The sequence below is a fragment of the Maribacter aquivivus genome, assembly GCF_900142175.1.
GTDB classification, from domain to species: domain Bacteria; phylum Bacteroidota; class Bacteroidia; order Flavobacteriales; family Flavobacteriaceae; genus Maribacter; species Maribacter aquivivus.
The window spans coordinates 305,183-325,635 of record NZ_FQZX01000003.1; the positions used below are offsets into that span (position 1 = coordinate 305,183).

At 33.4% G+C, this 20,453-nt stretch carries 20 protein-coding genes; 12 read left to right on the plus strand and 8 right to left on the minus strand.

From position 1 onward, the window contains the following. Positions 1 to 75 precede the first annotated feature (75 nt). The 4 genes from BUC31_RS16970 to BUC31_RS16985 are packed head-to-tail and all read left to right on the plus strand — an operon-like array spanning position 76 to position 5,523. Entirely contained in the window at positions 76 to 330 is a 255-nt protein-coding gene (locus tag BUC31_RS16970) for a DUF4834 domain-containing protein (RefSeq protein WP_073246489.1), read from the plus strand. Between the two features lie 32 nt (positions 331 to 362). Continuing rightward, on the plus strand, positions 363 to 2,798 hold the full coding sequence (locus tag BUC31_RS16975; RefSeq protein ID WP_073246491.1) for a YfhO family protein: 2,436 nt from the start codon (positions 363 to 365) through the stop codon (positions 2,796 to 2,798). After that, positions 2,798 to 4,069: a glycosyltransferase family 4 protein gene (locus tag BUC31_RS16980; RefSeq protein ID WP_073246492.1), complete on the plus strand. Its 1,272-nt coding sequence runs from the start codon at positions 2,798 to 2,800 to the stop codon at positions 4,067 to 4,069. The genes BUC31_RS16975 and BUC31_RS16980 overlap by 1 nt, the downstream gene beginning before the upstream one ends. Continuing rightward, entirely contained in the window at positions 4,069 to 5,523 is a 1,455-nt protein-coding gene (locus BUC31_RS16985) for an oligosaccharide flippase family protein (RefSeq protein ID WP_073246494.1), read from the plus strand. The genes BUC31_RS16980 and BUC31_RS16985 overlap by 1 nt, the downstream gene beginning before the upstream one ends. Here the strand turns inward: BUC31_RS16985 and BUC31_RS16990 are convergent, their stop codons facing one another. Next, entirely contained in the window at positions 5,524 to 6,561 is a 1,038-nt protein-coding gene (locus tag BUC31_RS16990; protein ID WP_073246495.1) for an AI-2E family transporter, read from the minus strand. 142 nt (positions 6,562 to 6,703) lie between these two features. Here BUC31_RS16990 and BUC31_RS16995 point away from each other — a divergent pair, with 142 nt between their 5' ends. Beyond that, the gene (locus BUC31_RS16995) at positions 6,704 to 7,576 is read left to right on the plus strand and encodes an RluA family pseudouridine synthase (protein ID WP_073246497.1); all 873 of its coding nucleotides are present in this window, start codon (positions 6,704 to 6,706) and stop codon (positions 7,574 to 7,576) included. 70 nt (positions 7,577 to 7,646) lie between these two features. On the opposite strand, the gene BUC31_RS17000 is transcribed toward BUC31_RS16995, so the two are convergent. Together BUC31_RS17000 and uvrA are read right to left on the minus strand one after the other, a co-directional pair. Then, positions 7,647 to 8,855, minus strand: coding sequence for a hypothetical protein (locus tag BUC31_RS17000; RefSeq protein WP_073246499.1), 1,209 nt, complete (start codon positions 8,853 to 8,855; stop codon positions 7,647 to 7,649). Between the two features lie 162 nt (positions 8,856 to 9,017). Further along, entirely contained in the window at positions 9,018 to 11,798 is a 2,781-nt protein-coding gene (gene uvrA / locus BUC31_RS17005; protein WP_073246501.1) for an excinuclease ABC subunit UvrA, read from the minus strand. A 243-nt stretch (positions 11,799 to 12,041) separates the two neighbouring features. On the opposite strand from uvrA, the gene BUC31_RS17010 reads away from it, so the two are divergent. From BUC31_RS17010 to BUC31_RS20390, 4 genes are all read left to right on the plus strand, one after another. Further along, positions 12,042 to 12,623, plus strand: a complete 582-nt coding sequence (locus BUC31_RS17010; RefSeq protein WP_073246503.1) for an RNA polymerase sigma factor — start codon at positions 12,042 to 12,044, stop codon at positions 12,621 to 12,623. 74 nt (positions 12,624 to 12,697) lie between these two features. Next, entirely contained in the window at positions 12,698 to 12,841 is a 144-nt protein-coding gene (locus BUC31_RS20385; protein WP_170861978.1) for a hypothetical protein, read from the plus strand. A gap of 400 nt (positions 12,842 to 13,241) precedes the next feature. Then, complete coding sequence (locus BUC31_RS17015) at positions 13,242 to 13,823, plus strand: RNA polymerase sigma factor (RefSeq protein ID WP_027066572.1); 582 nt, start codon at positions 13,242 to 13,244, stop codon at positions 13,821 to 13,823. A gap of 71 nt (positions 13,824 to 13,894) precedes the next feature. Continuing rightward, positions 13,895 to 14,038 (plus strand): hypothetical protein, encoded by a 144-nt coding sequence (locus BUC31_RS20390; RefSeq protein ID WP_167342516.1) that lies wholly within the window; start codon positions 13,895 to 13,897, stop codon positions 14,036 to 14,038. Positions 14,039 to 14,053: 15 nt separating this feature from the next. Here the strand turns inward: BUC31_RS20390 and BUC31_RS17020 are convergent, their stop codons facing one another. Further along, positions 14,054 to 14,716 (minus strand): endonuclease III domain-containing protein, encoded by a 663-nt coding sequence (locus BUC31_RS17020; protein WP_073246505.1) that lies wholly within the window; start codon positions 14,714 to 14,716, stop codon positions 14,054 to 14,056. A gap of 55 nt (positions 14,717 to 14,771) precedes the next feature. On the opposite strand from BUC31_RS17020, the gene bcp reads away from it, so the two are divergent. Further along, positions 14,772 to 15,224 carry a thioredoxin-dependent thiol peroxidase gene (gene bcp, locus BUC31_RS17025; protein ID WP_073246507.1) on the plus strand — a complete coding sequence of 151 codons (453 nt, stop codon included), beginning with the start codon at positions 14,772 to 14,774 and terminating at the stop codon, positions 15,222 to 15,224. 77 nt (positions 15,225 to 15,301) lie between these two features. Here the strand turns inward: bcp and BUC31_RS17030 are convergent, their stop codons facing one another. Further along, entirely contained in the window at positions 15,302 to 16,756 is a 1,455-nt protein-coding gene (locus tag BUC31_RS17030) for a nucleotidyl transferase family protein (protein ID WP_073246509.1), read from the minus strand. A gap of 171 nt (positions 16,757 to 16,927) precedes the next feature. Here BUC31_RS17030 and BUC31_RS17035 point away from each other — a divergent pair, with 171 nt between their 5' ends. Both BUC31_RS17035 and BUC31_RS17040 read left to right on the plus strand, forming a co-directional pair. Further along, on the plus strand, positions 16,928 to 17,704 hold the full coding sequence (locus BUC31_RS17035) for an MBL fold metallo-hydrolase (RefSeq protein ID WP_073246511.1): 777 nt from the start codon (positions 16,928 to 16,930) through the stop codon (positions 17,702 to 17,704). Positions 17,705 to 17,706: 2 nt separating this feature from the next. Then, complete coding sequence (locus BUC31_RS17040; RefSeq protein WP_073246513.1) at positions 17,707 to 18,201, plus strand: hydrolase; 495 nt, start codon at positions 17,707 to 17,709, stop codon at positions 18,199 to 18,201. Here the strand turns inward: BUC31_RS17040 and BUC31_RS17045 are convergent. The 3 genes from BUC31_RS17045 to BUC31_RS17055 are packed head-to-tail and all read right to left on the minus strand — an operon-like array spanning position 18,198 to position 20,452. Further along, on the minus strand, positions 18,198 to 18,857 hold the full coding sequence (locus BUC31_RS17045; RefSeq protein ID WP_073246515.1) for an alpha/beta hydrolase: 660 nt from the start codon (positions 18,855 to 18,857) through the stop codon (positions 18,198 to 18,200). The two genes, BUC31_RS17040 and BUC31_RS17045, sit on opposite strands and share 4 nt — an antisense overlap. Before the next feature lie 4 nt (positions 18,858 to 18,861). Further along, entirely contained in the window at positions 18,862 to 19,191 is a 330-nt protein-coding gene (locus BUC31_RS17050; protein ID WP_073246517.1) for a hypothetical protein, read from the minus strand. A 1-nt stretch (position 19,192) separates the two neighbouring features. After that, positions 19,193 to 20,452, minus strand: a complete 1,260-nt coding sequence (locus BUC31_RS17055; protein WP_073246519.1) for a dihydroorotase — start codon at positions 20,450 to 20,452, stop codon at positions 19,193 to 19,195. Position 20,453: the final 1 nt, after the last annotated feature.

A 20,453-nucleotide genomic window follows, 5' to 3' on the forward strand; every position in this document is an offset into this window, starting at 1 on the left:
ATAATTATTTTAATAGTATGATTCTTTATATACAACGTGATAATTGTATTTTTGATATATCTTAAGTAAGAATAAATGGCTTTTTTAAAAACTATATTAATTATTCTTTTGGTGTATTACTTGCTAAAATTTTTGGCAAAGTTATTTGCACCGAAAATATTGAACTACGCCGCCAAGAAAACCGAATCTCATTTCAGAGAAGCTTTTGATAATCAACGTCCTTTTAATCAAGAGGAGGAAGAGAGTGTAATTATCAATAAAAAACCATCTAGAAAAAAGAACGATTCTGAAAAAGTAGGTGAATACATTGATTTTGAAGAGCTAGACTAGTTATCTTTGTCAAAACACTACTTATTTAGCAAATGAAGCAAGGCTTAAAATTCTTTTTCATCCATTTTTTTGTTGTCGTATTTTTTATCATTGCTGCACTAGCATATTTCAGCCCGGTTCTACAGGGTAAAGTAATGTACCAGCATGATATTGCCCAATATACGGGTATGGCAAAGGAACAGAACGATTTCAGAAAATCTAATGATCAAGAACCGTATTGGACAAATAGTGCATTTGGTGGTATGCCAACATATCAACTAGGGGCAAATTATCCGCACAATTATATTAAAAAACTAGACCGTTTAATTCGGTTTTTACCAAGACCTGCAGATTACTTATTTCTGTATTTTATAGGTTTTTATATTCTTCTTTGTTGTCTAAAAGTAGATTATAGATTAGCTGTTGTAGGAGCTTTGGCCTTTGGTTTTTCTACATATCTCATTATTATTTTAGGTGCCGGGCATAATGCAAAGGCGCATGCTGTCGCATATTTACCGGTGCTATTAGCAGGTATAGTACTCGTTTTTAGAAAAAAATATCTCTGGGGCTTTGTTTTGACAGCGCTGGCAATGGCTCTTGAAATTACTGCCAACCACTATCAAATGACATATTATTTTATGTTATTGGTGCTCATTTTGGGCGTAGTTTATTTGGTGTATGCGATTAGAGATAAGCAGTTAAAACACTTCTTTGCATCTGTTGGTATTTTATTATTAGCTGTTACTTTAGGTATTGCGGCTAATGCTACAGGGCTAATGGCTACTAAAGAGTATGCCGATTGGAGTACACGGGGTAAAAGTGAATTGACCATAAACCCAGATGGATCGCCAAAAGAAGATACTGGTGGATTGAGCAAAGCTTATATAACTAATTGGAGTTACGGTATTACAGAATCATTGAACTTATTTGTGCCAAGACTTTTTGGTGGCGCAAGTCAAGAGAATTTGGGTGAGAATTCTAAATCTTATAATTATTTAATTGATAAGGGCTTGGCTAGAACAAGTGCTTTAGACTTTGTTAGCGGTTTACCATTATATTGGGGTGAACAACCTGGTACATCGGGTCCGGCATATTTAGGTGCGGTTATTTTCTTTCTGTTTATTTTAGGATTATTCTTAGTTAAGGGCAAACATAAATGGTGGCTACTTTTCGGTTCACTTATGTCTTTAGTATTATCATGGGGTAAAAACTTTAGTTCGTTGACCGATTTCATGATAGACTATTTTCCTTTATACGATAAATTTAGGGCAGTATCATCTATACAAATTGTATTGGAACTTTGTGTGCCCGTGTTGGCAATTTTAGCTTTAAAGAAATTATTTAAGGATAAAGTTCCACAAGCGGATAAAATGAAATCTTTAACTATTGCTGCAGCAATAGTTTTGGGATTAGGTGTTGTTTTATTCATATTTAAAGGTGCTTTCCACTTTGTAGGCGTTAATGATGATAATCTAAGAATGACCGGTCTAGAAGAGTTGCCAGAAATGCTTCGTTTAGATCGTAAGAGTGTTTATACTAGCGATTTATTACGCTCATTAGGTTTTGCATTAGGTACGGCGTTATTGATTTGGTTGTATTTAAAAGAGAAATTGAAAATGAATCTCTTGATAATTGCAATTGGTTTGTTGGTTGTGGTTGATTTAGTAGGTGTGGATTTACGATATGTAAACAAGGATAATTTTGTGTCTAAACGTAAAATGTTAGAGCCTTTTAAAGAAACTACGGCAGATAAAATAATTGCTAAAGATGACGGAGTATTTCGTGTTTTTGATCAAACCGACGGATTCGATTCAGCTAAAACAGCATATTTTCACCAAAGTATAACGGGCTACCACGCTGCCAAACCTGCTGGTATTCAGGACTTGTTCAATTTTCATGTGTACAATGGTAACTTGTCGGTTTTAAATATGATGAACATTAAATATGTTATCAGACAAGATCAAGAGGGTAATGCTTTTCCTATTGAAAACCCCAATGCAAATGGTAATGCTTGGTTTATTTCTCAATTACAACCGGTTGCAAATGCCAATGAAGAAATAATGGCATTAGATAGTTTAGATACTAAGAATGTGGCGGTTGTTAATTCTTCTAAGTTTTCTGACATTTATCCATTGACTTATCAAGTAGATTCTACGGCTTCAATTACTTTACTTGATTATGAGCCTAATCATTTAACATACACATCTAAAAATAGCAATGAAGGTGTTGCTGTATTTTCCGAGATGTATTATGAGAATGGATGGAATGCTTATATCGACGGAAAAGAAAGTGATTACTTCAAAGTTGATTACGTACTAAGAGCCCTTAAGATTCCTTCAGGCGAACATAAGGTAGAATTTAAATTTGAACCAGAAGTAGTTGTAACAGGAAGTAAAATTACCTTAGCGAGTACTATTTTATTAGGATTGGTTATTGTTGGCGGATTTGGTTTCTCTTTTTGGAGGTCTAAAAAAGAAGAGGAAGCATAATGAGAAAGGTGCTGGTCATTACTTATTATTGGCCACCTGCTGGCGGACCGGGAGTTCAACGTTGGCTAAAGTTTGTAAAATACTTTAGAGACTTTGGTATTGAGCCGGTACTATATATTCCTGAGAATCCTCATTATCCACTTTTAGATGAATCTTTTTTACAGGATATTCCTAATGATTTAAAAATCTATAAGCATAGTATAAAAGAGCCATATCGTATTGCTGCTATATTTTCTAGTAAGAAAACAAAGCGTATTAGTTCTGGAATTATTCAAACTAAAAATCAATCTTTTTTAGAGAAAGCTCTTTTGTGGATTAGGGGTAATCTCTTTATACCTGATGCAAGAAAATTTTGGGTGAAACCATCCGTTAATTTTTTAAAAGATGTTTTAGAAAAGGAGGGGATAGATACCATAATTACTACAGGTCCTCCGCATAGTGTACATTTAATAGGATACTATTTAAAGCAAGCAAAATCATTAAAGTGGATTGCCGATTTTCGTGATCCATGGACAACAATAGGGTATCATAAAAAACTAAAATTGACATCATATGCAGAAAAGAAGCATAAGCAGCTAGAGTCTGATGTTCTAAACACCGCTGATAAAATTATAGTTACTAGTACTACTACAAAACATGAATTTCAGCAGCTTACGAATAAACCAATTAAGGTCATTACAAATGGATTTGACGGTGATATGGCAGTAAGTGATAAACTAGATTCTAAATTTACCCTTGCGCACATAGGATCCTTGTTAAGTGGTAGAAATCCTAAGAACCTTTGGAAGGTGTTGTCAGATTTAGTGAATGAAAATATTGATTTCAGGAATGCTTTGCAATTACGCTTTATAGGTGTAGTCAGTGAAGAAATACTTGCATCACTCGCTGATTTTGATTTGCAAGATTTTATTGAAATTGTAGGTTATGTTTCCCATCAAGAGGCGCTATCATACCAAAAGTCTTCACAAGTTTTATTATTAGTGGAAATAGACTCTCAAGACACCATTGGTATCATACCTGGTAAACTATTTGAATACATGGCGGCTAAGCGTCCTATTTTAGGTGTGGGACCTGTAAACTGGGAGGTTGCTGATATCATCAATAAAACGGAAACAGGTAGAATATTTGACTATGCTGATGATATTGCGTTGAAAAATGTACTTTTAAGTTGGTTTCAAGATTATCAGAAAGGAGAATTACTAATTAGTTCTGGTAGTATTGAGCAATACAGTAGAAGGGAACTCACCCGAATATTGGTCGAATATATTTAATGGGTATCGTACTAAAACAATCGTTGAATAATACAATTGTAACCTATTTTGGTTTTGCAATTGGGGCAGCGAATACATTGTTTTTATATACGAATTTTATGCAACCAAGTAATTACGGATTAATACAGGTAATTTTATCTGTATCTGCTGTGCTAACGCCCATATTGGCATTTGGTGTACCTAATAGCTTAGTTAAATTCTACTCTAGTTTTAAAAGCGAAAAAAGTCAAGACTCTTTTTTGACCTTGATGTTGTTACTGCCCTTAGTATTAATTATACCAGTTGCTTTAATAAGTTATTTAGCTAATGATGCTATAGGTAATTTACTTTCAAGACAGAACGATATTGTACGAGATTATGTTTGGCATATCTTTTTAGTGGGTATGGCAATGGCGTATTTTGAAGTGTTTTATGCTTGGGCGAGAATTAGAATGAAATCTATGTTCGGTAATTTTATGAAAGAGATTTTTTGTAGGATTGGTCAAACCATTCTGTTGCTCCTTTTATATTTTAAAATTATTGATATTGAGTTTTTTATTAACGCCTTAGTTGGTTTTTACCTAGTACGGACCGTAATTATGAAACTGTATGCGTATTCTTTACGTAAGCCAAAATTAAACTTCACCCCATTACAAAATAGGAAATCTATTGTAAAATATAGTGCTTTAATTATACTAGGTGGTTCTACTGCAATTGTTCTTATGGAGGTTGATAAGGTTATGCTGAATAACTTTCTAGAATTGGAGAATGTTGCTTTTTATGCCGTTGCAGGTTTTATAGCATCGACCATTGCGGTGCCTTCAAAATCTATGCATCAAATAACGTATCCATTAACAGCTACTTATTTGAATAACAAGGATACCTCTGCACTTTCGCAATTATATCAAAAAAGTTCATTAACCTTATTCATAGTCTCTGGTCTTCTTTTCTTGCTGATATTATTAAATTTAAATGAATTGTATGAGCTGCTACCAGATAAGTATGCTGGCGGATTCATGATTGTCTTTTGGGTAGGTTTAGTAAAAGTATATGATGCGCTTTTAGGTAATAATAATGCTATATTATTTAATTCAGATTACTACCGTTCTATTTTATTTTTTGGAGTGTTACTGGCAGTATTGGCTATAGTATTCAATCTTTGGTTAATTCCAAAATATGGTATTGACGGTGCTGCTATTGCTAGTTTTAGTGCTTTCTTTATTTACAATACGCTAAAATTAGGGTATGTAAAATCAAAATTTAAAATGCTACCTTTTACCAATGAAACTTTAAAGGTGCTAGCCTTATTAATAGTGGTTGGTGCTATTTTTTCAACCTTTTCATTTTCTTTTCACCCTATAATAAACATCGTTTTAAAAAGTATCCTAATGGTTATTTTTTATGTTGGTGTTCTTTATCGTTTCAAGATATCTGAAGATGTGTACGGATTTTTAAATAGGTTTTTAGGTCGTTAATTACATTGGACTTGCCCTTTGTTTATTTGGTTTCTGAATGCCATATTGCTGCTTGTAAATTTTCACGATTACCAAGAAAAGGTTTATAATTAAAGGACCAAAAATCAATCCAACAAATCCGAATAACGGAATACCGATTAGTACTCCTATCAAGGTTACCAAAGGGTGGGTGCTATCTAATTTTTTAAGTACAAATAGTCGAATGAGATTATCGGTCATACCCACTACTAAAATTCCGTAAAGTAGAATTCCCCAAGCTTGAAAATCATCTCCACTTGCCAGAGTTAAAACAAATACGGGGAAAATACCTATGAATGTTCCTATAAAGGGAATCATAGATCCTATAGTGACGATTACAAACCAAAAAAGTGGATTGTCTACTCCGAATATATAAAAACCAATAAGTGCTATAATTCCTTGAGCTATTGCAACTAAGGGTATCGCTATCGCATTAGATCGAACTACATTATCTATTTCTTTACCTAGCGCAACCAGATTTTTATTGCTTAATGGAATATATTCTAATAAAGATTCTTTTAGTTGTTTAGGACTCTTTAGCATGTAATACAGTAGAAATAGTAGTATACCAAATGAAATGAAAATATTAAAAGTGCCACTTGCAAAACCCGAAATGTTATCTGTTAACCAACTTGAAGCTTGTTCTGGGTCAATTGCTGAAGAAACATCATACTGTACATATTTTTCTACTTGTGATAGTTGACTTTTAAAGGCTTTGGTAACTTGTTCAGATTTATCTGCAAAATCTCCCAGTTGTGAACTTAACATGAAACCAGCGCCGGTCAATGGAATGAAAATACCAATGAAAGCTGCGAAAATTAGCAACATGGCTGCCCAGGATCTTTTTAATCCTTTATTAATTAGTTTCAACATCCACTTTCTTAAAACTACATATAATGTGAGTGCACCAAGTACGCCAGAGATATAAGGTAGCATGTATTTTATAATCAATCCGCCTAGAAAAATAATTAGGGCTAATATGATTAACTGTCTAAGAATTTTATGGTTTATCTTTTTCATTATGGTGGTTTCTGTAGCAGTTAAGAATCTGTTGAAATTTAGGTTTATATGCTAAAGAACATTAACTCACTTCAATTTTTTACTAGTCCAAAAGTTTGTCTAGTAGAAATCACCTAAAACCTAATTAACTTTGAGGAATACTATGCAAGTAAAAGAAACACATATTGTAAATAAAAATGTAACTCCTAAAAGGTTGCAAGAATATGGGGTAGGGGTGTTTCAACGTATTTCAACAAAATCTGCTTTAAAGAAAGCGATTAAGAAAAAAATGATTTTAGTTGATGGATTAATTGCTTCTACAGCAACGTTTATTGTAGGAGGGGAAACTATTGTATACCAACATCTGCGAGAGAACGAAAATAATACTCGGCTTATTTTAAAACTAGATGTTGTTTATGAAGATGAATACCTAGCGGTTATCAATAAACCTGCAGGAATTCTAGTAAGCGGTAACGGATTTAAAACCGTAGCTAATGCACTAGCCCAAAATTTACAAAAGAGTTCTGCTACAGATGCTGTTAGTCCACAACCTGTTCATCGTTTAGATTATGCTACAACGGGTTTGTTGTTAGTAGGTAAAACAAGTAGGGTTATTACCAGTCTCAATCAATTATTTGAAAACAAGAAAATTGAAAAGGATTATTTTGCGGTAACTATTGGCGGTATGGATACCGTGGGAAGTATAAATAGTGATATAGATGACAAACCTGCTAAGTCTTCTTTTAAAGTTTTAGAATCAATTGTTTCAGATCGCTTTGCATATCTAAACTTGGTAAGGCTGAGTCCGCATACAGGTAGAAGACATCAATTGAGAAAGCATTTGTTATCTATAGGGAATCCTATTTTAGGAGATGCCACTTATTATTTAACCGGACTTCAATTAAAAGGTAAAGGACTGTATTTGCATGCGAAGTCACTTAGGTTTCAACATCCTGTTACTAGTGAAAAAATGTTTATTGAATCTAAATTGCCTAAAAAATTCGCTAAACTTTTTCCTGATCAATTAAATCTATAGGAATAGAAAAAGCGCCGTAATGAATTAAATCACTACGGCGCTTTACAACTAACCAACCTAAAAACTTATTTTAATTTCTTCTGCTACTTCTAGTCGCTGAACTTGATCTTGAACTTGAGCTTCTAGCAGGAGCTTTACTAACTGATCTTGAACTAGAACTTCTACTTACAGTACTTCTAGACGGACTACTAGTCGTTTTTCTAGATACAGTACTACGCTGAGTTCTTGTATTTGTTGCAGTTCTAGTATTTGCACTTCTGCTTACAGGTTTTTTATAAGTAGTAGTACTTCTTTTTACAGTTGTACTTCTTGGTGTACGAGAAACTTCTCTTTTGGTAACCGTTCTATTTGGTGTGTTACGCACTGCAGAACTATTACTTCTTTTTACCGTACCATTATTAGATGAACTTCTTGTTGCAGTTCTGCTTTGAGTAGTTCTACCACTATTTGTATTGTTACGTCTAACAGTTGTTGATCTGTTTACAGTTGAGCTTCTATTTGCTCTTGCTGTATTATTAGATGCCAATGTTCTGTTCGTTCTTAAACCATTATCTCTTTTAGCAACAGTTCTATTACTTCTATAGTTATTGTTTCTTACCGCAACACGCTTATCATTTCTATAAACGGTAGATCTGTTATTTCTAACTTTATTGTATCTATACTGATTACCAACATTTACATAGGCTTTTCTATAGTTGTTTCTGTAAGGACTATAGTAAGAATATCTAACAGGAGTATAATATCTTCTGTAAGGGCTATTGTATACAAAGCTAAAACCAACTGCAGGTCTTACGAACCATCTATGAAATGGACGGTAAACATAACTTCTGTTATATATATTGATGTAACCTGTGTGGTAATCATAGAAACCACGGTTGTTATAATAAACATTCATGTTACCTACACTACGAACTCTGTTATTTGAGTAATTGATATTTACATCACCAATTTCGCTTACACGACCATAGTAATCATAAAAGATAGGTACATTCTCTACCTGAATTACTGCACCATAATCATCATACTGAGCAAATGGACTGTAATCGTAACCAGAGTTAAATGTTATTCCGTTTTTTCTTCCCGAAACTTGGTTTTCGATATAAAAATCGAATTCACCATCTGGATAAACAGAAAATGTTATTCCGTTTTCTATAAAAATAAATGAGTTGTCGTATCTATAAGTATTGCTGTTTGCAACCTTATCTTCATTAATACCTGTAGCGAATACACCTGTGGTGCTAAAAATAACCGCTGTTAATAGTAGTACTAAGTTTTTCATAATATAAGGTTTAGATCTGCCCCTTAGGCAGTTGTTCTAAATGTAATTATTTACATTCTCTTAGTGTATTACAAACAGCGTGCCAAAAAATGAAAACCTTGATTGAACTATTGATAATCAAGGGTTTATGTATAAATTTTTTATTGTGCTTATTAAAATGTTTTAATTTAATTTCTCTTTTAGGTAGCTAGCGGTATACGATTTTTTACTTTTCGCGACCTCTTCTGGTGTGCCCTCGGCTAATAGCTGACCGCCATTTTCTCCACCACCTGGTCCGAGGTCAATAATGTAATCGGCACATTTTATTAATTCTATATTATGCTCGATGACTACAATTGAATGTCCTTTTTTAATAAGGGCATTAAATGATTTCAATAATTTCTGAATATCATGAAAGTGTAGTCCTGTGGTTGGCTCGTCAAAAATGAACAGTGCTTTATCTTTTGTGCTACCTTTTATTAAGAAGGATGCCAATTTAATACGTTGCGCTTCACCACCTGATAGGGTAGAAGAAGACTGACCTAAGGTTACATAGCCCAAACCTACATCTTGTAAAGGTTTTAGTTTGGTAACAATTTTGGTCTGTTCTCCAGTTTCAAAAAACTGAATAGCATCGTTGATGGTCATATTTAGGACATCATCTATATTGGCATTATTGAAAGTAACTTCTAATACTTCTTTCTTAAATCTTTTACCACCGCAAGTTTCACACTCTAAGTGTACGTCGGCCATAAATTGCATTTCTACAGTAATTTCGCCTTCGCCTTTACATTTCTCACAACGACCACCATCTACATTAAAAGAAAAATGTTTTGGTTGATAGTTTCTAATTTTGCTTAGTTTTTGCCCAGCATATAAACTTCTAATATCATCATATGCCTTAATATAAGTAACAGGATTAGAACGTGAAGATCTACCTATTGGGTTTTGATCAACAAATTCTACATGCTTAATATGTTCAAAGTTACCTTCTACAGATGTATACTGACCAGCCTTTTCACCATAGCCTCCTGTTTCTTTTAATATAATAGGATACAGCAGTTTTTTTACCAAGGTACTTTTACCACTACCAGATACTCCTGTAACTACAGTAAGCATATCTAGTGGAAAAGTGACATTGATATTTTTAAGGTTATGTTCACGTACACCTTTAATGGTAATACTGTTTTTAGAAGTTCTACGTTCTTTTGGAACTTTAATCTCCATCTTACCATTTAAATACTGTGCGGTAAGAGATTTAGATTTTAGAATTTCTTTCAATGTTCCTTGCGCCACAACTTCACCACCATGTGTACCAGCTTCCGGACCTATATCGATGACCATATCTGCGGCTTTCATGATATCTTCATCATGCTCAACTACAATTACGGTGTTGCCTAAGTTTCGTAACGATATTAAAACTTCTATTAGGTTTTCTGTATCTCTTGGGTGTAAACCAATACTAGGTTCATCTAATATGTACATAGAACCCACCAAGCTACTACCTAATGAAGTTGCTAAATTTATTCGCTGACTTTCCCCACCAGATAATGTGTTCGATTTTCTATTAATGGTCAAGTAGTTTAATCCTACTTTATTTAAAAACCCTAATCTGGTATTTATTTCAACTAAAAGTCTTTTCGCAATTGTAGCATCATTTTCATTTAATTTAAGCTCATTAAAGAAAACAATCAATTTTTCTATAGATAAACCTACTAATGAAGAAATAGATGCTCCACCAACTTTTACGTAATTAGTTTCTTGGCGTAGACGTTTTCCATTACAAATATTACATTTTGTTTTGCCTCTATATCTAGAGAGCATCACCCTGTTCTGAATTTTATAGCTTTTCTCTTCTAACATTCCGAAGAACTTATGAAGACCTATAAAATGTGCATTGCCATCCCAAATTAATTGTCGTTGCTCTTCAGAAAGTTCAAACCAAGGTTTATGAATAGGAAAATCATACTTGTAAGCAGAGTTTACTAATTGATCACGATAAAAACTCATGCTTTCACCTCTCCACGGGAATATGGCATTTTCAAAAACAGATAACGCAGTATTAGGTACTACCAAATCTTCATCTATACCTATAACATCACCATAGCCTTCACATTTAGGACACGCACCATAAGGATTGTTAAAACTAAATAAGTGAACATTTGGCTCAAGAAAAGTCATGCCATCCAACTCAAATTTATTACTGAAAGGTGTTTGTTTACCATCTGCCAATTCTTCAATAATGCATTCACCCTTTCCTTCAAAAAATGCAGTATCTACAGCATTTGCTAAACGATTATAAAAATCTTCGTCGTCTTTGGTAATAATTCTATCGATTACCAAGTAGAACTTTTTGCCGATATCTTCAGGTGCTTGATCAATACGAAGAACCTTATCATTATACTTTATACGTGCATAACCTTGTTTAGAAAATAATTCTAAAGATTTTAAAGCATCTCTGTCTTCACGAATAACTATTGGTGCTAATAATAATAGTTTGGTTCCCTCATCATATGTTTTTACATGATTTACAACATCTGTAACGGTATGCTTTTTTACTTCTTTACCTGAAATAGGAGAGAAGGTCTTGCCAATACGTGCATATAATAGCTTTATGTAATCATAAATCTCAGTAGTTGTACCTACCGTAGATCTTGGGTTGGTAGAGTTTACTTTTTGCTCAATAGCAATTGCAGGGGCTATACCTTTTATGTAATCGACCTTGGGTTTGTCTAACTTGCCCAAAAACTGTCTTGCGTATGAAGAAAGACTTTCTACATATCTTCTTTGACCTTCGGCATAAAGAGTGTCAAAAGCTAAACTAGATTTACCAGAACCAGATAAACCTGTAATTACGACAAGTTTGTTTCTAGGGATAACGACATCAATATTTTTAAGGTTATGCAGTTTTGCACCTTTAATTATGATGTTTTCTTTCGGATTTACTTCGGTGAGTGTAGGCATACAAATATCTAAGGCTACAAAGATACGCTTTGACTTATTTCTGAACTAAAAAATGCAGTTTATCTAAAAATAGTAGAAGAAATTTTCACATTATTATAAGACTATTTATTTTTTTATATCTTTGGGATCTCATAAAAATTCAATTAGCCTATAACGCAACATTACTTTTAAAAGTTAGAATTTAACCATTAGACCCTTATTCATTAGAATCTGGGGCTGCTTTTTAACCCTACAAGTAACGTTATGGTAGTACAAATTGAAGATTCCCAATTAGTAAAAAAATACATTCAAGGAGACGAAAGAGCTATTGAAGCTCTAATTAATCGTCATAATTCTCGTCTTACAGGTTTTATCTATTCTAAAGTAGGTGACCGCGAACTAACCGAAGATATTTTTCAAGATACATTTATGAAAGTTATACGTACCTTAAAAAGAGGTGCATATAATGAAGAAGGTAAATTTTTACCTTGGGTAATGCGTATTGCGCATAACTTGGTTATTGATCATTTTAGAAAGCATAATAGAATGCCAATGTATAATAGCAAAGAGAGCTATAATATATTTTCGCTATTAGGTGATGATAAGTTGAATGCAGAAAAGCAATTGATCAAAGAGCAAATAGATTCTGATTTACTTCGTATGATCAAAGAGTTGCCAGAAGATCAGCAAGAAGTTTTAGAGATGCGTATATATAAGGATATGAGCTTTAAAGAAATTTCTGATAATACAGGTGTTAGTATTAATACAGCATTAGGTAGAATGCGCTACGCATTAATTAACCTTAGAAAGCTGGTAGAGGCCAATAATATAGTTTTAACGAATTAATAGGTCGCAGGTCGAGTGGATCTACTATCTTCATACATCTGTCGTTCTTTAGATGAACCTAAACAACACCTAGCATGGAAAAGATATACACGAAAGACCAGAATAAAACTAAATTAGTAAAAGCTAAGCCTGAAACAATTCAGTTTTTGCTTTCTTATTCTAAGTCTTTAAATATTACTGAAGTAGACGGATTGCAGTTTGAGAGTAATTTGAACTAGAATAATCCTACAAATATATATAAACCCTTTAGGCATTGCCTAAGGGGTTTTTTGATTTTAAATGGGTTTAGTACTGCTATTTACTGCTTGTAGCCAACTTATTACTCGTAGGAGAACTAGGTTTTCTATACTACCTTATATATAGGTATAGTAATGTAGGGCTAATAATAGAGGGCTTTTAGGTCATTTTTACCTATCCTACATTTCCCTGTCGAACTATCTGAAATTGTATTTATTGTGTAGAAATATACTTTTTCGATGTTTCACATCATAAATACGTGTTTTGACAACATACTTTTTCCTACAGCGACCCTTTTCTCTAGTTTTATATCAGAAATAAGAAACAAACCAATTAACTAAAAGATTTCCCACGCTTAACCAATTAAAGAAAGTAACTCGTATGAAACTACAAATTGAAGACTCAGAATTAGTTAAAGATTATATCAGCGGTAACGAAGGTGCCCTTGAAATTTTAATTAACAGACACAATCAGCGTATTACTAGTTTTATCTATTCTAAGGTTTTAGATAGGGATATTACAGAAGATATTTTTCAAGATACTTTTATTAAAGTGATCAAAACTTTAAAAAGAGGTAAGTATAGTGAAGAAGGTAAATTTTTACCTTGGGTAATGAGAATTTCACATAACTTGATCATTGACCACTTTAGAAGAAACAAAAGAATGCCAATGTTTGAAGGCAGCGATGACTTTAATATTTTCTCTGTAATTGGAGATGATAAGTTAAATGCCGAAAAACAACTAATTAAAAATCAAATAGATACTGATCTTAGACAATTGGTAGAAGAATTGCCAGATGATCAAAAAGAGGTTTTGTTAATGCGTATCTATAAGGATATGAGCTTTAAAGAAATCTCAGAAAATACAGGTGTAAGTATAAATACAGCTTTAGGTAGAATGCGTTATGCTCTTATTAACCTTAGAAAAATCATTGAAAAAAACAATATAGTTCTTACGAATTAATAGAGGGTAAAAATTAAATAAACAATATTTCCAAATTTGCTGCGTTATTTTATTGTAACAACGTAGGAAGTATGGAAAAAATTTACTCAGATTACCAAGAACAGACAGGATTTAATAAAGTATGTCCTAAAACAATCAATTTCTTGTTGAGCTATTCACAAGCGCTCTTTGAATTTGAATACGAAGATTTAGAATTCGAAACATTTTTGAATTAATAAAAAAGCCCGCAATTAGCGGGCTTTTTTATTTTTATAGTAGTCATTTAGTACTGTTTTTCTGCCAATTGTCTTTGTAATTATATCTTTCTCCATATCCCAGCCTCTTGCTGGTGAATATTCACGACCGTACCATATTATTTGTAAATGAAGATCGTTCCAAATTTCTTTAGGAAATAATCGTTTTGCATCTTTTTCTGTCTGTACCACATTTTTTCCGTTGGTAAAACCCCAACGATATAGCAATCTATGAATATGCGTATCTACAGGAAATGCAGGTATACCGAAGGCTTGCGATACTACAACACTTGCCGTTTTATGGCCTACAGCTGGTAATTCTTCTAAATATTCAAGTTCTTTTGGAACCTGACCATTATGTTTATCAATTAATATATGTGATAAACCATGAATACCTTTTGCTTTCATTGGCGATAAACCAACAGGCTTTATAATTTCACGTATTTCTTCTACGCTTAATTTAATCATATCGTACGGGTTATCAGCTTTAGCAAATAGGAGGGGAGTAATTTTATTTACTCTCACATCAGTACTTTGTGCTGACATTAAAACTGCAATTAATAAAGTGTAGGGGTCTTTATGATCTAAAGGCACAGGAATTTCTGGATAAAGCTCTTGAAGAGTAGAAATTGTAAATGCGATTTTTTCGGCTTTCGTCATTAATTGTTTAATTTTGATTGAAAATATTTAAACACAAATTTATAAAACTTCGTTTATGAATACGTTAAAAGTTGGTGATAAAGTTCCTTCATTTTCTGCTAAAGATCAAGATGGTAATACTATTAAATTAGAAGATTATTCAGGTAAAAAACTTGTTGTTTTTTTCTATCCAAAAGCAAGTACACCTGGTTGCACGGCTGAAGCGTGTAATTTAAGGGATAATTATAAAGAATTACAATCTGAGGGCTATGAACTTTTAGGAGTTAGTGCAGATTCTGAAAAGAGACAGGCAAAATTTAAAGAGAAATATGAATTTCCATTTCCACTATTGGCAGATGAAGACCATACCGTTATCAATGCTTTTGGCGTATGGGGATTAAAGAAATTTATGGGACGCGAATATGATGGTATTCATAGAAAAACCTTTGTTGTAGATGGTGATGGTATTGTAACTAAAGTTATTGATAAGGTGAAGACTAAAGATCACGCAGCGCAGTTATTAAATTGATATCTAGTGTTTTACAAAATAAAAACGCCCATTTAAAATGGGCGTTTTTTGTTGCTGCTTTTTTAAAATCCAAATACCTATTCGGTTTCTTGATTATCTGCTTTTCTAGTAAACAATTGCCTTTCTTTAATGATTTCAGCAATTCCTTCTGGTAGCATTTTTTCCCAACCTTCGTCATTGTTCATTAATTTCTTAAGAACATCTCTAGAGAAAATATGCATTACTTCTGGTTCGTAATCTATGATGTCCATAACTTTGCCGTTATATTTAAAGAACTTGTATAATTCTTTCATACGTGGGTGAACCTTAACATTATTACTTGTCATTATCTGACCAGTATCTGGATTCTTCATTGGGTATAGATATACTTGTAAATCTTTAAAGAATAATTTACCAAATGCTTCTAGTATACCACCACTTAAATGACGGTAATATTTTTCATCGAATATGTCTACCAGGTTATTTACGCCCATGGTCAGACCAATTCTGTTTTTGGTATAATTATTAAAGTACTCTACTAATTTATAATATTCTTGAAATTTAGAAATCATTACTGAATGACCAAGAGAACATAGCAATTCTGCCCTATCCATAAAATCTTGTTCGTCAATTTCGCCAGAAGCTTTTAAGTTAGATAGCGTTATCTCAAAAATAACGATGGTGTTGTTTTGGTCAACACCTTTATCACGAATGAAAATGTCATAAGACTTTTCAAACATATCTAAATTCACTTTGGTTACAGGTCTAAAACTACCACGTAAAGCTAAAATATTCTTTTTGTAAAGTACGGCTGCAGGCAATAGGTTATTACCATCAGGACCGAACATTACGGCATCTGTCATGTCATTTTTAATAAGCTGTAAACTCATTAAACGGTTATCAACATCTTTGAAATTTGGTCCAGAGAAGTTGATCATATCAATTTCTAGGGTATCCTTATCTATATGGTCATATAGATATTTCAACATTTTCTTTGGCTTATGGTACTTGTAAAAGGCACCGTATATTAAGTTAACACCAAGAATACCTAAAGTTTCTTGTTGTAATCGTGCTTCGTTTTGTTTAAAACGAATATGAAGAATAATTTCGTCAAATTCTTTCTGTGTTGGGTCTAATTGATATCTAATGCCGATCCAACCGTGACCTTTGTAGCGTTTAGAGAAATCAATCGTCGCAACTGTATTTGCATATGAAAAGAACAATCTATCTGGGTGGTTTTCGCGACTAATACGCTCTTCCATCAATTGCATTTCATAATCAAGCATGGTTTTTAATCTAGCTTGGGTTACATATCGCCCATCTGTCTCAATACCATAAATCGCATCACTAAAATCTTTATCATAAGCACTCATTGCTTTTGCAATAGTACCAGAGGCACCACCAGATCTAAAGAAATGACGTGCGGTTTCTTGACCGGCGCCAATTTCTGCGAAGGTTCCGTATATATCCGGATTCAGATTTATACGTAGGGTTTTTGCTTTTATTGAGGGAATATTTTCAAAAACACTATCTCTTTTTAATACCGATGCCATTTTTTTACCTGTTTAGCTTTTAACAAAGTTATAAAGAATGGTTGTGACAAAGGGCAATAGCGGTAAAAAAAAGGTATAAGTTTCGGTTATTGTTTTTATTCCCTTTTAAATACAGCGATCTTATAATTTAGAACTACCTATTTTATTAAAAAGGAATTAAATTTGTAGCACATGATGAACAAATTACGTGTAACATTTTTAGGAACGGGAACTTCTCAAGGTATTCCAATTATTGGTAGTACGCATCCGGTTTGTTTGAGTGATAACCCAAAGGATAAAAGACTGCGGGTGTCGGTATTACTTTCTTGGGATGATTATAACTTTGTTATTGATTGCGGTCCAGATTTTCGTCAGCAAATGCTTACTCATAATGTTAGACATCTTGATGGTATTTTATACACTCATGAACATTCTGATCATACTGCTGGTTTAGATGATATTCGCCCCTTTTTCTTTAGGCAGGGTAATATTCCTATTTATGCTCATAAAAGGGTAGTGGAGTCTTTAAAAACCCGTTTTGCGTATATATTTCAAGAAAAGAACAAGTACCCGGGCGCACCAACAGTCGATATCAATTTAGTTAAGAATAACGAGCCGTTTAAGATTGGTAATAGCGAGGTTACGCCAATTAATGTCTTGCATAACCAACTTCAGGTATTCGGCTTTAGGTTGGGAGATTTTACGTATCTCACTGATGTAAAATCTATTGAAGACAAAGAGTTAGAGAAAATTAAAGGTTCTAAAGTTGTTGTGGTTAATGCATTAAGACTAGAACCCCATATTTCTCATTTTAATTTAGAAGAGGCGCTTGCTTTTATAAAAAAAGTAAACCCAGATAAAGCATACTTAACACATATTAGCCACTTGCTTGGTTTTCACGAAGAAGTAGAAAAAATACTGCCTAAAAATGTACATTTGGCGTACGATAATTTAACAATTACTATTTAACTATGAAGAGCAAAATATACCTTTATTTATTTCTATTTGTATCCTTAATCTGTTTATACTTAGTGGTTAGCAGTGGTAATATGACTAAAGCTAATGCTGAAACAATTACAAGGCTAGAAAGCAAGGTGGAAAATTTAAAAGACTCGCTTCAGAGATCTTCTTTGAAGGTACTTGATATGCAATATTTCTCATTGGAGAATAATGATGACGCTCTTGCATATTTCGAGCATTTAAATATGAATAATCCTGCAGCTTATGTTGCTGATAAATTATTAGAAACCAATGCTCAAAAAGGTGATAACCCATTAGTGCCTTATGAGGGAATGCAGAATGATTTCAAAATCAATAAAATCAAAGTATTGAACCATAAATGGATACTTACCGATTTTTCTGATGGTAAATATTGGGGTGAGCTTTTGATTATGTATGAATTAAAAGATGACCTGGGTGTAGATTTCACCTTAATTGATCACTTATTATATACCCAAAGCAATTAGATTTTATCTGATATCCATTTCTTAAGAGAGTAGAAGTTCTGCGGTGCAACACCATGCCCTGCAGGAAATTCTTCATACACATGTTTAATACCTAACGTAGTTAATAATTCTGGTGCTTTTCTAGCCCAATCTACTGGTATTACTTGATCCATATCGCCATGAGAGCAATAGAAATTAAGGTTGTCGAAGTTATTATCCTTATAAGAATCTAGTAATATATCTACATTAATATATCCGCTTAAAGCGATGATATTTTTTACTTTTTCAGGATATGATAATGCTACTGCATAACTTAAAATGGTACCTTGACTGAAACCTAAAAGGTTGACATTATTTTCATCTAACCCATAAGTAGAACAGGCTTCAACAATGAAATTCTTGATTTTGTCACGAGATTCAATAGCTTGCTCATTATCGCTCCATTTTCCTTTTTCATCATCAAAATTGATGGCGTACCATGCATAACCATAAGGTTGTAATATATAAGGGGCGCGAACGGCTATGATACATAATTCTTCTGGCAATTCTGATGCGAAAGAAAATAAATCTTCTTCATTACTACCGTAACCATGTAGCATAAAAAGTACTGGTGGTTTTTTATTGGTTAGGCTAGAAGGTCTAATAATGTGTTCTAAAGATAGGGGAGCTGTTGTCATTATATTATTTTATAAAAGTGAACCATTTTTGAAAGTAAGGTCCCAAAACGGGAACTGCTTGTTCTTTGTTTGCCAATAGGCCTAAAAAGGCGTAAAACCAAAGTACGATATAGAATATATAAAGTCCATAAAAGCCGTACTCATTACCCCATTGTGCATTTAATATTGCAAAACCAATAAAGATAATATGAAGTCCGAAAGCTTGTCTAGTGTGAAAACGAGCAAATTTGTCATTTGGTTCGGAATTCATACTAATCGCAATTAGTGCTCCTACAACTGTAAGATAGGCTATAATGGCAGTTGTTTTTCCGGGTATTTCGGGAGCTTTCTCCATATTACTTGTTTAATACTAATTGGTTATTTGCAATAGATCCAATTACTTTTCCTTTCATTGGTTTGCCAATTGCGATGGAGTTTTTGCTTGAGCTAAGGATCTGATCTTCTGAAAACTCATATGCGTCATCTGTAGTAAAAAGAGAAAGGTTTGCTGGTTGTCCAACTGTTAATTCTGGCTCTTTAATTCCGAAAACTGATCTTCCTTTTGTTAACAGTTCAATAGTGTCTTCAATACCTAATAGTTCGTTCAACATACCAAAAGTGCTTTCTAGACCTATAGAACCAAAATCAGCATTATCAAACTCTACATGCTTCAATTCTATATTCAATGGTGTATGATCAGATGTTACAAAATCTATAGTGCCATTTTTCACTCCTTTTTGAAGTGCCTTTACATCTGCTGCAGTTCTCAGTGGCGGCATAACTTTATATTGTGTGTCAAAATCTTCTAAGGTACTATCTGTCATAACAAGGTTGTGAGCTGCTGCACTACAAAATACCTGTAACCCTTTTTTCTTGGCAACAGCAATCAATTTAACAGAACTTGCCGTAGAAATGGTAGGGATGAATAATTTTCCGCCAGTGTATTCTAAAATAAATAAATCTCTAGCTATCTGTAATTCTTCCGCTAGGGAAGGTATCCCTTTTAAGCCTAATTTAGTGCTGGTAATGCCTTCATTAACGATGCCTTTGCCAGATATGCTTTTATCCAACGGAAAAGAAAATACGAGTCCGTCAAAATTTTGAGCATACTGTAATGCAATTTTTAATAAGTTGGCATTTGCCATCGGGTGCTTGTAGTCATAAAAGCCCAGTGCACCGGCATTCTTCATATCATAAAGCTCAGCGAGTACTTCGCCATCACCTTTAACAGTTAGGTTACCTAAAGGATGCAAATCTGTCAATTGATCTTTGGCAGCATTTTTTAAATAGACAATATCAGAAGCTGAATCTGGTGTAGGGTAGCTGCTTGTATTTAAGATGACATCTGTAAACCCGCTTTTTGCCGCAGTTAATAATCCGTTTTCAATAGTTTCTCTCTCTTCATACCCAGGCTCGCCAAAACTAACGCCGCTATCAAACCATCCTAAAGAAACATGTAGGTTCTTTATGTCTATAACCTTTGTTTTGCCACTTGGTTCAATAGTAGTTTCAATAGCGTCTATAACTCCGTTTTTAATAAGAATATCCCGCTTCTTTAAATGAAGATTCTTTGTGTTCCCATTTACTATCGTAACTGATTTTAAAAGTATATTCATA